The organism is Paraburkholderia sp. JHI869 (assembly GCF_038900775.1).
GTDB lineage: Bacteria > Pseudomonadota > Gammaproteobacteria > Burkholderiales > Burkholderiaceae > Paraburkholderia.
The window spans coordinates 197,169-210,454 of the sequence record NZ_JAYMSC010000009.1 but is presented as its reverse complement, the minus strand read 5'-3'; the positions used below and the strand labels follow the sequence as shown (position 1 = coordinate 210,454).

General features: G+C 61.3%; 9 protein-coding genes. 2 read left to right on the top strand and 7 right to left on the bottom strand.

Translation table 11 applies throughout. The annotated features are described in order from the left end of the window. Positions 1 to 39: 39 nt before the first annotated feature. Positions 40 to 1,104 (top strand): ABC transporter substrate-binding protein, encoded by a 1,065-nt coding sequence (locus VSR72_RS17850; RefSeq protein WP_342953667.1) that lies wholly within the window; start codon positions 40 to 42, stop codon positions 1,102 to 1,104. A gap of 74 nt (positions 1,105 to 1,178) precedes the next feature. On the opposite strand, the gene VSR72_RS17845 is transcribed toward VSR72_RS17850, so the two are convergent. The 6 genes from VSR72_RS17845 to pruA all read right to left on the bottom strand — a co-directional run bounded on the left by VSR72_RS17845 (position 1,179) and on the right by pruA (position 11,027). After that, a complete protein-coding gene (locus VSR72_RS17845; protein ID WP_342953666.1) occupies positions 1,179 to 2,135 on the bottom strand; it encodes an Ldh family oxidoreductase in 957 nt (318 codons plus the stop codon). 52 nt (positions 2,136 to 2,187) lie between these two features. Next, positions 2,188 to 5,946 (bottom strand): bifunctional proline dehydrogenase/L-glutamate gamma-semialdehyde dehydrogenase PutA, encoded by a 3,759-nt coding sequence (gene putA, locus VSR72_RS17840; RefSeq protein WP_342953665.1) that lies wholly within the window; start codon positions 5,944 to 5,946, stop codon positions 2,188 to 2,190. 89 nt (positions 5,947 to 6,035) lie between these two features. Beyond that, positions 6,036 to 6,872 carry an ABC transporter permease gene (locus VSR72_RS17835; protein ID WP_342953664.1) on the bottom strand — a complete coding sequence of 279 codons (837 nt, stop codon included), beginning with the start codon at positions 6,870 to 6,872 and terminating at the stop codon, positions 6,036 to 6,038. Between the two features lie 4 nt (positions 6,873 to 6,876). After that, positions 6,877 to 8,136: an ABC transporter permease gene (locus tag VSR72_RS17830; protein WP_342953663.1), complete on the bottom strand. Its 1,260-nt coding sequence runs from the start codon at positions 8,134 to 8,136 to the stop codon at positions 6,877 to 6,879. 171 nt (positions 8,137 to 8,307) lie between these two features. After that, positions 8,308 to 9,384, bottom strand: coding sequence for an ABC transporter ATP-binding protein (locus tag VSR72_RS17825; RefSeq protein WP_342953662.1), 1,077 nt, complete (start codon positions 9,382 to 9,384; stop codon positions 8,308 to 8,310). 32 nt (positions 9,385 to 9,416) lie between these two features. Next, positions 9,417 to 11,027 (bottom strand): L-glutamate gamma-semialdehyde dehydrogenase, encoded by a 1,611-nt coding sequence (pruA, locus tag VSR72_RS17820; RefSeq protein WP_342953661.1) that lies wholly within the window; start codon positions 11,025 to 11,027, stop codon positions 9,417 to 9,419. Between the two features lie 516 nt (positions 11,028 to 11,543). Here pruA and betI point away from each other — a divergent pair. Beyond that, positions 11,544 to 12,206, top strand: coding sequence for a transcriptional regulator BetI (gene betI / locus VSR72_RS17815; protein WP_342953660.1), 663 nt, complete (start codon positions 11,544 to 11,546; stop codon positions 12,204 to 12,206). A 12-nt stretch (positions 12,207 to 12,218) separates the two neighbouring features. On the opposite strand, the gene VSR72_RS17810 is transcribed toward betI, so the two are convergent. Beyond that, positions 12,219 to 13,223 carry a LysR family transcriptional regulator gene (locus VSR72_RS17810; RefSeq protein WP_342953659.1) on the bottom strand — a complete coding sequence of 335 codons (1,005 nt, stop codon included), beginning with the start codon at positions 13,221 to 13,223 and terminating at the stop codon, positions 12,219 to 12,221. Positions 13,224 to 13,286 lie beyond the last annotated feature (63 nt).

The window sequence follows — 13,286 nt, the reverse complement described above, 5'->3', positions numbered from 1 at the left end:
CGATCGGGACATTCTCCACTCTCTACTCGGGTACAAAAAGTGAAAACGTCAGTCATCGTTGGAATGCTGCTTGCGTGTGGCGTGATGAGCGCCTCGGCGGCTGCCGCGCAAATTACCTTCGTTTCCTGGGGCGGTTCGTACCAGGGTGCGCAAGACAAGACCACCGTCGCGCCCTTCACCGCCGCCAAAGGCGTTCAGGTCAAAAACGACTCATACAACGGCGGCATCGCCCAGATTCGCAGCCAGGTCGAAACGAAAAACGTCACGTGGGACGTGGTCGACCTGCAGCTCTCCGACGTGACCCGCGCATGCGACGAAGGCCTGCTCGAAAAGCTCGACCCTGCCTCGCTCGCCCCCGCGCCAGACGGCACACCTGCCGCAAAGGACTATACGCCTGGCGCCGTGTCCAGTTGCATGGCCGGCAACATCGTCTGGTCCTCGCTCATTGCCTTCAACAGCGATAAGTACAAAGGCCACGAACCGAAGAAGATTGCCGACTTCTTCGACCTCAAGCAATTCCCCGGCAAGCGGGGCCTGCGCAAATCGCCGGAAGGTGCACTGGAATGGGCCCTTCTTGCCGATGGCGTCGCGCCAGCCGACGTCTACAAGGTGCTCGCCACGCGCGCGGGCGTGGACCGCGCATTCAAGAAGCTCGACACGATCAAGTCGTCCATCGTCTGGTGGGAGACCGGCGCGCAACCGGCGCAGCTGCTTGCCGACGGTGAAGTGACGATGAGCAGCGCGTACAACGGCCGCATCTACAGCGCAATCGCCGACGACAAGAAGCCCTTCGGCTTCATCTGGGACGGTCAGGTCAAATACCTGGAGGGTTATGCCATCGTCAAGGGCACGAAGAACCTGAAAGCCGCGCAGAACTTCGTGCGCTATGCGACGCAACCCGACGTGCTGTCGAAACTCGCGCCGCTCACCGCTTACGGTCCGACGCGCAAATCGTCGATTTCGATGGTCCCGCCGAAGCTGCTGCCCTACCTTCCGACTGCGCCCGTGAACCAGAAAGGCGCGGTCGACTCCGATGTCGCCTTCTGGGCGGATCACACCGACGATCTCAACCAGCGTTTCGCTGTCTGGCTCGGTCAGAACTGAAGTCACTCTCGATGCAACAAGCGCCTGCCTCCCGAAGATTCGGTGGGGCAGGCGCTTGCCAATGATAGTGGCCGTTAGACTTCGAGCCTTTTGAGCAACTCGTCCGGCACATCGATCTCTGTGATGTTCAAATGACTGCCGGGAATTCGCACGCCTTGCGCAGCGAGCCGCTCGATTTGCGACGACAGGCGTGTGGTGAAATCCTCGACCACGAGTTCCGGCTTGATGGCAAGCACGAACAGGCCAACGCCGGGAGACTCGCTGCCCTCGGCGAAATTTGGCGCGTCGATCGACCAGTTGCTGCCCGCCAGCCCCGCCACCAGAAACTCCAGCATCATCGCAATGTTGGCGCCGCGCGCCCCGCCAAACGCGAGCAGCAGCCCTTTTACGGCCTCGCGTGCATCGGTGGTCGGGTTGCCTTGCGCATCGACGGCCCAACCCTCGGGGATCGATTCGCTGCGCGCCGCCGCCTGGCGAATGTTCACGAAGGCCGTTGCACTCGACGCTTGGTCGATGACGAACGGCTTGGCGCCCGCTCGCGGCGCAGCGAATGACAAAGGATTCGTGCCGTAGACGGCCTTGCGGCTTTCGAGCGTCGTCATCTGAGCCGTGGCATTGGTCGTTGCAATAGCAACGAGTCCCGCTTCGGCCAAACGGCGCGTGTAGTAGCCTAATTCGCCAACTGTGAAGCTGTTCGACAGAAGCAATACGGTCACGCCATAGTCCTTCGCGCGGCGCACCAGTTCGTCGAATGCCTGGTCGAATCCGACTTGGGCAATGCCACGTTTCGCATCGATCGCGATCGCAGCCGGGGCGGGAAACGTCACCTCGGGTCTCGCATCTTTCGCGATGCGGCCCTTGACGAAGCCGTCGAGATAGTCGAACAAATGGGCGAACCCCACCGCACGACTGCCGGCCCATTCGGCAGACACAACCGCATTCGCCAGCGCATTGGCAACGTCATCGCTCGCGCCGGCGCGTATGGCCGCGCGCCGGGCGATATCGTGGGCTTCCTGTGTTTCAAGGCGCACTGTCACTCCCTTCGGTTGATGCGACTGAACAATCGCGGCACACGGGCACAATCTACACCGCGTCCTCGCTCAACACCATCAGTTGCGTGTTGCCGCCCGCGGCGCTCGCGTTGACGGTCGTGACACGCTCGCGCACGAGTTGCGTCCAGTCGTACTGCCCGTCCGCGCCTGGCTGTACCAGCGCCGTCATGCGCTCTGCCGCCGCCACGCGAAGCTCCGAAAGCGCAGGATGGTTCGCCGCTGCCATGACGGTATCGGGCTTCACACCAGCGACTTCCCCGCTGATCATCGCCGCAACGTCGGTCGCGTTGACTACGCGGCACGCAGCACCCAGAACCCGAGCAATATCGTCCGATACGGAGGAGCTGAACAGAAGCACCGTATTGCCGAATGCACTGGCAACCATTGCCTGTTCGAGCACGACGGCAGGCGTTTCGCCAGTGCAGAGAACCTGTCCTCGCGGCAACAGTTCCACTGTGTTCTCTTCGCCGGTCAGCGCCGGCAAGCTGAGTGTCGTCGTACGGCTCACCAGTGCATCGAGGCTCTGTTTGCACATTCCGAGCCTCGTGCGCTGGCCGGAATCGGTGCTTCGTGCCGTCGCGAGCTCGAACAGTGCGTTCACGCGATCAAGGCCGGACTTCTTCGCCGTTGCCATCTCTCCCTGGCGATTCTTGAGCTTCCCTCCTGCAGATTCGACTGGGAATTCGAAGAACTTTTCGCTGACCGCTTGGGCCGTTTGCGCAAATGGCCCCGCCTCGGCATCAAAAGCTGCCGCTGCTGGCGGCGCGGTGAGCGCGTACAGCGTGAGGGGACCGCCGAGCATCGGTCCCGTGCCGCAGGCACCCACGCCGCCGAACGGCTGCATGCCGGGCACCGTGCCATGCATCGCACGGTTCACGCACACGCTGTTGGCATTCGAGGCCGAAAGCAGCTTTCCGGCCGCTTCGTTGATTCGCGTGTGCAGCCCCTGTACACCACAACCGATAGCATTCAGGGCTGCCAACAGGGCGTCCATCTCACCGGTCTTGTATCGGACGACATGGAGCACTGGCCCGGAAATCCTTGCGTTTATCGTTGCGAGCGCATCCAGATCGCGTACGTCGATAATCGCCGGGGCGACGAAGTTGCCCTTTGCCGAGTCTGCGGACAGCTTTCCACGAACGACTGCATAACCAAGGCGGCGCATCTGCTCGATATAGACTTCGGCGCGATCCTTCGCCTCGCGCGTTGCGAGCGGCCCGATATCCGTGCCGGCAAATAGCGGATTACCGGTGTTGCGTTCGCTGAGCATGCCCTTGAGCATCTTCAGCACTTTCTCTGCTGTCGAATCTTGCAGACAGAGCAGCCGCAGCGACGTAGCGCGTTGCCCGGCGCAACTGAATGCGGAAATCATGGCGTCCGAGATGACCTGCTCAGGCAGCGCCGAGCTATCCACGATCATCGCGTTGACGCTGCCCACCTGTGCAAGGAACTTCGGCTGACGCGCTCGCTTTGCGAGCAGCAGCCCGGCGGCTCTCGCCGACTCCGCCGAGCCGGCGAACAGGACGCCCGTCACCTCTTCGGAGATCAGCAACTCGCGGCCCACCATCGAGCCCGCGCCGAGCAGCACCTGCAGCACGTCCTTGGGCAGGCCGCTGCGATAGAAGGCGCGCGCCGCCTCGTAGGCAACGAGTGAGGCCTTCGAGGAAGGCTTCGCGACGACGACATTGCCCGCGGCAAGCGACGCCGCAACGTGCCCGACAAAGGTCGCGAGCGGTGACGACACCGGCGTTACACTCGCAACGACGCCGAGGCCGCTGCGCGAGCGCAGCCGAGTGTCTGCCTTGACCTGCAGCGCATAGAGCCGGCACAAATTGACCGCGGTGCGGACTTCTTCTGCGGCCTCTGCCAGCGTCGCGCCATTCTCCAGCACGAGCAGCGCGCCCAGGTGCGTGATCGATGCCTCCAGTTCGTCGGACATCCTTTCGAGCATGTCGGCGCGCTGATTGGCATCGAAATGCGCCCAGCGCATGGACGCCTCTTTTGCTGCGGCGATGGCGCGCGCAACCGCGGACGTACGGCAAAAGGAAATGCTGCCGACGACTTCGGTCGTATCGCCTGCGCTGTATACGAGATGTGTCGAATCGGATTCGATATCGCCGTTGTCTGCCACAAGCGATTGCGCGGAAATGCGGTTCGCGCGAATGCTGCTCACTGCGGCGTCGAAATCCGCTGAATTGCCATACGAAATCGCAGCGGCATTCACTCGCCCAGGGAGCAGGTTGACCGGGCTCGCAATACCCGCGTGCGGCTTGCCATGCGTGCGCGCGGCCTTCGCGACAGGATCTTCGACGATATCGGCAATGCTCACGGCCGGATCGACGATCTGGTTCACGAACGATGAATTCGCACCATTCTCGAGCAGGCGGCGCACCAGATACGCGAGCAGCGTTGCATGCGGGCCAACCGGCGCATAAATGCGGCAGGGCCGGCCAAGCTTCGTTTTGCCGACCACCTGGTCGTACACCGTCTCGCCCATGCCGTGCAGGCACTGAAACTCATAGTCCTTGTTGCCTGCGAGCGTGTGAACCGCGGCAATGGTGAAAGCGTTGTGCGACGCGAACTGCGGAAAAATGGCGTCCGGCGCATCGAGCAACACCTTCGCGCACGCGATGTAGCTCACGTCAGAATGCACTTTTCGCGTGAACACCGGATAGCCCTGCAAACCCGCATCCTGCGCGAGTTTGATTTCCGTGTCCCAATACGCGCCCTTCACGAGACGAATATTGATACGCCGGCCCGTCGAGCGCGCGAGCGCTACGATCCAGTCCGCAACTGCGTGGCCGCGCTTCTGATAGGCCTGCAGCGAAATGCCGATACCGTTCCAGCCGCGCAACGATGGATCGTTGCACAGCAATTCGAGCATCTCGAGCGTCAGTTCGAAACGCGCGGACTCTTCCTGATCCAGGTGAAAGCCAATGCCGTACTTCTTCGCCAGTTGCGCCAGCTCGAGCAAGCGCGGGTAGAGTTCCGCGAGCACCCTGTCGCGCTGCGCGAGTTCGTAGCGCGGATGGAGGCCTGAAATCTTCACGGAAACACCCGGCCCGTCGATGGGTCCACGGCCCTGTGCGTCCTTGCCGATTGCCTCGATGGCGTGCCGGTACGATTCGAAATAGGCTTGCGCATCTTCGTCGGTGAGCGCGGCCTCGCCTAGCATGTCGTACGAGTAGCGGTAGCCGCCGCTCTCCCGGCCCTTCGCCGCGCCAATCGCTTCTTCGATAGTCTGCCCGGTCACGAACTGCTTGCCGAGCATGCGCATCGCGTACGCGACGCCCGCGCGAACCACGGCCTCGCCGCCCTTGCGCACCACGCGTGTCAGCGCTTCGGCGAGGGCGTTTTCATCGGGCTGCTTCAGCAGCTTGCCCGTGACGAGCAAACCCCAGGCCGTTGCATTGACGAACATCGACGGCGACTTCCCGACGTGCGCGCGCCAGTCGGCGTCGACGATCTTGTCGCGAATGAGCTGGTTGCGCGTCTGCGTGTCCGGAATGCGCAGCATGGCCTCCGCGAGACACATGAGCGCAATGCCTTCGCGGCTGTCCAGCGAGAACTCCTGCGTGAGCAGATCGACGCCCCCCGCGTCGATGCGCGCGTCGCGCACCCCTTGCGCCAGGCGCGCAGCGAGTTCCTGCGCTTTCGCCAGCGTGGCAGCATCCAATTGCGCGCGGCGCATGAGCGTCTGGACCACTGCCTCCTCAGAAAGCGCAGAAGCCTCGGCAATGCGTTGACGCAGGACGGAAAGGTTCGCCGTGCCAGTTTGAGTTGCTTTCATTTCTGACAACATGATTTGATGACCTGGTAGGGGTGCTTCGGATTACGAATTACAAGCAGCGGGTTCAAAGCGGTGGTGGATCAACCTTGCTAGATCGCGTTCGCCGTGCCTCTGAGGCGTTCGGTTCTGCGGCGCAGCAGTTCGAGCGTCACGAGCAGTAACGTCGAGATCACGACAAGAATGGTCGCCACGGCGAGAATCGTCGGACTGAGCTGTTCACGGATACCGGACCACATCTGGCGCGGGATCGTCTTCTGATCGGGTCCGGTCAGGAAGAGCGCGACGACGATTTCATCGAAGGAAGTCGCGAACGCGAAGAGCGCACCTGAAATCACGCCCGGCGCGATGATCGGGAGCTTCACCTGCAGGAACACGCGAAGCGGAGAGGCGCCGAGGCTTCGGCCCGCCCGCGAGAGCGTTTCGTTGAAGCCGGCCAGCGTCGCCGTCACGGTGACGACCACGAAGGGCACACCCAGCGCCGCGTGCGCGAGAATCAGCCCGGTGAGGCTGCTCGTCAGGCCCAGCGGGCTGAACGCGAAGTACACGCCAACGGCCGTGATGATGAGCGGCACGATCATCGGCGAAACGAGTAGACCGGTAATCACGGCCTTGCCCTTCAAGCGCGGGCTCGTCAGCCCGAGCGAAGCCGTCACGCCAAGCACCGTTGCGATCACCGTCGACGAGAATGCCGTGATGAGTGTGTTGTTCAGCGCCAGCATCCAGTCGGGGCTGCCGAGAAAGTCCTGGTACCACCGCAGGCTCAAGCCCGGCAGCGGGTACGTGAAGTACGGCTGCGAGCTGAACGAAAGCGGCATCACCACGAGCACGGGCAGCACGAGGAATAGCAGCACGGCAAGCGAGACACCCAGGTGAGTGAATCGTCCAAGACGGCCCCAGACCGTCACATAGGCTGGAAAATTGAACATGTGATTACCCCAGTTTGATGCCGCCGCCAGTGAGCTTCACGAAGAGGCCGTAGATGATGAGCACGCCCACGAGCAGGATCGATGCGAGTGCGCTCGCGAGCCCCCAGTTCAAGGTCGTATTGACGTGATTCGCGATGTAGTAGCTCGCGAGCTGGTCATCGGGGCCGCCCACGATTGCCGGCGTAATGTAGTAGCCCACCGCGAGAATGAACGTCAGCATCCCGGCGGCGCCCACGCCCGGCAATGTTTGCGGGAAATAGGCCTGGAAGAACGAACGCACGGGACCGGCGCCGAGCGAGCGCGCTGCCTTCATGTAAATGTGCGGCACGCCCTTCATCACGCTGTAGAGCGAAAGAATCGCGTACGGAAGGAGAATGTGCGTCATCGCCACCAGCACGCCAAAGCGGTTGTAAATGAGCGACACGCCGTGCTTCGACAGCCCCAGGTGAATCAGCAAGTCATTCAGGACGCCATGCGTTTGCAGCACGACGACCCATGCCGTGGTGCGAACCAGGATCGACGTCCAGAACGGCAACAGCACCATGATCATGAAGAGATTGCTGTACTTCGCGGGCAAATTCGCCAGAAAGTACGCAACCGGATAGCCGAGCAAAATGCAAAGCAGGCTGACCGCAAGACTCACCCACGCCGTGCGCAAAAACACGCCTACATAAAGCCGCTCGCCGTCCGGCTGGCGCACGATGGCGCCGTGCTCATCGCGCTCGAAATCGAACGCTTTCAGGTAGTACCCGAAGGTCCACGGCGACGAGGCGTACTTGAGCGTCGACCACGCCTGCAATTCGCCCCACCGCGAGTCGATATTCGACAGCCGCTCGCGCCATGTCCCCTCGCTGCTCTCGTCGATATGGCGCGCGGTCTTCATGATCAGGCTGCGCATGCCGCTCTCGTCGTAGTTCAGCCGGGAGGCGACGCGGCTCACACCGTCCGTCCCCTTGGCGACGGTCAGGTCCTGCCCGAACGCGGCGTAGATCTGCTCGCCGGGCAACTGGCCGCTTGCGGGGTCCCACGCGCGCAACAGCGCCGCGGCATGCGGGAGTTCCTGCGAGACCGTCGGGTCGCGGAAGCTCTTCGTCAGAAGGCTGCCGATGGGAACGAGGAAGGTGACGAGGAGGAATGCGAACAACGGAAAGACCAGCAGCATGGCCTTCGTGCGCTCCGTACGTTCCGCACTACGGAGTTTCGCCTTGAGGCTTTTCGAGTCTGCGACGACAACCTGCGCGGCGTCGCCTGTCGGGATAACCATATCAGTCGGTAGAATCATCGTAGTCCAGCGGTAGCGACCGCGTCCTCCTCGTCAATGCAACTGCAGATACGTTTATGCGGAGTTCATCCAGTCAGGATGCCTGATGAATTTACGGATTCTCTTCGTATCGATTCGAAGCCATCCACACCGGAGAACCGGTCTACGCCGCGACTATTGCAAGGCCCGGCAGGCGTCGGCCATCCAGCCTATCTGCACGGAGTCGCCAATACGCAGCTGACGCGCGACACCGTCATTGGGCAGCTTCACGATGAAATCATTGCGCCCGCACACCTGCATGACGACGCGCAGGTGGTCGCCGTAATAAATGAGGTCCTTCACACCGCCGTCGAACACGTTGTCACACGCGCGCGCGTGCTCGCCTACCGCCACACGCTCGGGCCGCAGCGACACGCAAGCGGAACCCGAGGTGCGAATCGCGGCGCCCGTGCTCGCGCGTATCGTCGCCCCGCCATCGAGCTTGACGGTGCACGCTTGGCTTTCGACCGAAGCCACCGTGCCCTTCAGTTCGTTACTCTCGCCGATAAAGCGCGCAACGAAGGCGTTTTCGGGCTTTTCATACAGATCGGCGGGCGGCGCAAGCTGCTGAATGATGCCGTTGTTGAAGACCGCGATGCGGTCAGACATCGTCATGGCTTCGCTCTGGTCGTGCGTCACGTACACGACGGTCAGCCCGCTTTGTTCGTGAATCTGCTTGATTTCGTACTGCATCTGCTCGCGCAGTTGCTTGTCCAGCGCGCCAAGCGGCTCGTCCATCAGCACGAGCGCGGGCTCGAAGACCAGTGCGCGAGCCACCGCGATGCGTTGCTGCTGGCCGCCGGAAAGCTGGCCGGGCATGCGGTTCGCGAACTTCTCCATGTTCACCATCGCGAGCGCGCGGCTCACCTTGCGGGCGATTTCATCCTTCGCAATCTTGCGGACCTTCAGCGGAAACGCCAGGTTTTCCGCCACGGATTTATGCGGGAAAAGCGCGTAGCTCTGAAAGACCATGCCGATATTGCGCCGCTCCGGCGGAATGCGGTTGATCGGCTTCCCCTGCAGCAAAATCTCGCCGTGCGTGGCCGTCTCGAAGCCGGCCAGCATCATGAGACATGTCGTCTTGCCCGACCCGGACGGTCCAAGCATTGTGAGAAACTCGCCCTCGCGAATATCGAGGTTGAGGTTTTTCACCACGAGGGTCTCACCGTCGTAGGTCTTTTGAACGTTCTTGAAAGAGACAATGGTCGACATCACAACTCTCCAGAGGAAGCCACACTCGGTGGTCAGGCGCCGAACTTCCAGTCACGAGCCGGCAGATACGTTTCCTTCACCACACGCGGCGAGGCCCAGCGCAGGAGATTCAAATAAGAACCCGCCTTGTCGTTGGTGCCGCTAGCGCGGCCGCCGCCGAACGGCTGCTGGCCGATCATCGCGCCGGTCGGCTTGTCGTTCAGGTACAGGTTGCCCGCGGCGTTCACCAGCACGGCCTCGGCCTGATGAAGCGCGAAACGGTCCGTGCAGAAGATCGAACCGGTGAGCGCGTACGGACTCGTCGAATCGATGAGTTCGAGCGTTTCGTCCCACTTGGTGTCTTCATAGACGAATACCGACAACACCGGGCCAAAGAGCTCTTCCTTCATGAGCGCGTGATGCGGGTCGCTCACTTCGAACACCGTCGGCTCGACGAACCAGCCCGGCTCGGACCAGGTCTTGCCCCCGGAAACGAGCTTCACAGCCGAGTCGTCCTTCGCCGCGGCAATCACGCGGCTCAGCTTCTGATGCGAAGCCTGCGAGATCACCGCGCCCATGAACGTGCTGAAATCGGCGACATCGCCCACCTTGAGTTCGGCGAGGCGCTCGCGAAGCTGCTGGCTGACCGCGGCCCACAGGCTGCGCGGAATGTATGCGCGCGATGCGGCGCTGCACTTCTGGCCTTGATATTCGAACGCGCCGCGCACGAGCGCGATTGCGACCTCGGACGCATTGGCCGACGCATGCGCGAGTACGAAGTCCTTGCCACCCGTTTCGCCGACAAGACGCGGGATCGTGCGGAACGAGTCCACCTTCGACGCCACGCCCTTCCACAGCGACTGGAACACCGCGGACGACCCGGTGAAGTGAATGCCTGCGAGATCGGGCGACGAGAGCGCAACACGCGTCGTCAATTCGGCTTCGCCGGGAACGAAGTTGATCACGCCCGGCGGCAAGCCGGCTTCTTCGAGCGCTTCGAAGAAGATGTAATTCGCGAGCGCCGACTTTTCGGACGGCTTCCACAGCACCGTGTTGCCCATGATGGCCGGCGCCGTGGTCAGATTCGCGCCGATCGCTGTGAAATTGAACGGCGACACCGCATAGACGAAACCTTCGAGCGGCCGCCAGTCCGCACGATTCACCGCGGTCGGGACCGACATCGGCTGCTCGGCGTACACGCGCTGCGCGTTATACGCATTGAAACGCAGGAAGTCGATGAGTTCGCAGGCGCTGTCCGGCTCCGCCTGGTCGAGCGTCTTGCTTTGGCCTAGCATCGTGGCAGCGTTGATCTTTGCGCGCAGACGCGTCGCCACGATATCGGCGGCCCGATGCAGAATCGTGGCACGGCTTGCGTGCGTGAGGCTGGCCCATTCGCGCGCAACGCTCTTCGAGCTGGAGATCGCTTCCTTGATCTGCGATTCCGACGGGCGATGAATACGCGCGAGCACGCGCTGCGTATCGTGAGGAGCCCGAACCTCTGTGACTTCGTTGGAGAAGTACCGCTTGCCGCCGATGACGGTCGGAATTTCTACGACTTCACGCTGCTCGAGCGCACGGCGCAACGCGGCGCCAGCTTCGGTGCCTTCGCCAAATTGAACTTCGGCTTCATTCGCCGGCAACGGAAATTGTGGACCTGAAATCACGCTTGCTCCTTACCAGAAAAGTGGGACGAGTCGCCCGGGAACCTACCGGCATCACCCCGGGAGAACCCTTACCTGGCGCAGGTTTGCGGGGTTCTCAAGGCACCAGCGACGCTCAGTGTTCAGACTAGGGCGTGCAAAAAGAACGGCCGCTTATTTCACGTGGCTTTATGTTGTGGATCGTTGCCCCTTATGTACGAAGGTCGAGGCCGCAACGCTGAACACACATCAAGCTTGCCCGCCAAAAAACACTGAACATACGTTCAATGCATAATGCACTGAGGCGACTATATATGTGTTCAGCCGGATTTCAAAAATGATTTTATGAGGGTTTACGCGTAAACAATCTGACGATATTCACGTTAGTGGGGTAACTACCGCCGCCAAACAATGCTGAATGATTGAACATCAGTTCAGTGTTTACGGATAATAGAAGCCGCTATACTTCTGCTTCCTGTGAACGAATGTTCAGCTTTTTTGTGGCGTCGCAACGCCCTTTTCCTGACTGAGGACAGCACCATGCGTCACGCCGTGGAACCCATCGTTAAGGTCGATACGCGCAAGGAAGAACCCGTGGAGTACGACGGCATGCGTCTAAAACTGATCGACGCCACGCTGGACGTCGTGGGAGAGGTCGGACTGGAAAACCTGACGATCAGGAAGGTGAGCGAACACGCAGGCGTTTCAGTGGGCCTCGTGCACCATCACTTCGAGAACAAGAGCAATCTCGTCTACAAGACATTCGTCTACATGATCCGGAGCGTTCGCAATCAGCTGATTGCGGGCCGGCGCGATATTCGCGACCCGATCGAGCGCGTGAAATTCACCGTCGACCTGTGCTTTAGCGACGAGGTCATGAGCCCAGGCGCTGCCAACGTCTGGCCGCATATGTGGAGTTCGTCGGCGCATGAAGCCCAGGTTCAACGTCTATGCGCAGCGTTTTCGCGGCGCCTGCGCTCGAATTTCATTCACGATTTTCGGCAGGCCGGTTGCGATGCGACGATGGCAAACATCTACGCAATCCAGTCGCTAGCGCTCGTGCATGGTCTGTGGATCGAACATCGCGTGGCCGGCACGATTACGATCGACGAGGTGTTAGGAATTTTTCACGGCATGATCGACAACGCGACGAATCAAGGATGGAAAGCAAGCTTCAGGCGCCTCACCCCTTCACGGCACTGACGAAGTCTCGCGCTATTCGTCGTCGGTCTCGCCGACCTCTTCCGGCTTCAGCGAGAGGGCCTTGGCGATATCGCGCGCGACCTGTCGCTCGAATGCGCGTCGAATGAGGTCGTACAGGTCGTTGGGGAGATGGCCGAGTTCGTTTTCCCGATACGAAAGAAAGAACGAACGGGTCAGCCGTCCATACGGCCGGCCGTGGCGCGAAAACGCGGTCAACGGAACCACACGCACTTCGGGCACGTAGTGACGCGATTGCCACAAGCACAATGGCGTCGTGATGGCGAAACCCAGGCCCGCAGCAACAAGGCTGAGCATAGGATCCGTGGCGTCGAATTCGCAGGTACGCTCGATGTTTTCGCCGTGTGACGAAAGATACGAGTCGATGTGCTGGCCAATGACCGAGCGCGCGCTGTATCGAATGAATTGCAGATGGGTGCTGAGTTCGGCCAGCGTCGTGAAGCGGTCGACTTCAAAACTGCCCGGCAGCACAACGACATACGGCTCGGAAAACAGCTTTCTCTTGCGGATGCCGGCAGCGTGCGAGGCGCTGCTCGTCGTCACGGCCATATCGAGTTGCCGCGCTTCGAGCTGCCCGTCGAGCGTGGGCGTGATGCCGGACCACAGGCGAATATGGTGCGAGGTGCCCGACAACGCTTTAATGGCGATGGGCCCAATCGTCGCCGCAAACGAATCGACACACCCGAGGCGCACGACGACGCGCTTGGCACGCGTGACGTTACGCACGCTCTCGACCATTTGATCCGCGCCCTGCAGCAAAACGGTGGCGTGTTCGAATAGCCGCTGACCTGCCGCTGTTGGTCGTGCGGGGCGCGTTGCGCGGTCGAGCAAGGTCGTATCGAGCAGAGTTTCGAGCGCCTTGATGCGTTGCGAAACCCCTGCCTGCGAGATGGCGAGGCGATTGGCAGCATCCGAAATCGAACCGGCCTCCACCACCGCGACCCAGCTGGCGAGGAGGTCCCAATCAGGATATTTTTCTGGCGACGCGTTGTCTTTCATGGCTGTGGACGAATGCTTCCCCAAAATTTAACACGTCTCGAACGCGTCGTTTGCGCTAAGCCG

Bases quoted from the DNA above. Each gene is read 5' to 3' on its own strand.
- putA (WP_342953665.1), bottom strand. From the start codon at position 5,946: ATGAAAGCAACTCAAACTGGCACGGCGAACCTTTCCGTCCTGCGTCAA.
- VSR72_RS17835 (WP_342953664.1), bottom strand. From the start codon at position 6,872: ATGTTCAATTTTCCAGCCTATGTGACGGTCTGGGGCCGTCTTGGACGA.
- VSR72_RS17830 (WP_342953663.1), bottom strand. From the start codon at position 8,136: ATGGTTATCCCGACAGGCGACGCCGCGCAGGTTGTCGTCGCAGACTCG.
- VSR72_RS17825 (WP_342953662.1), bottom strand. From the start codon at position 9,384: ATGTCGACCATTGTCTCTTTCAAGAACGTTCAAAAGACCTACGACGGT.
- betI (WP_342953660.1), top strand. From the start codon at position 11,544: ATGCGTCACGCCGTGGAACCCATCGTTAAGGTCGATACGCGCAAGGAA.
- VSR72_RS17810 (WP_342953659.1), bottom strand. From the start codon at position 13,223: ATGAAAGACAACGCGTCGCCAGAAAAATATCCTGATTGGGACCTCCTC.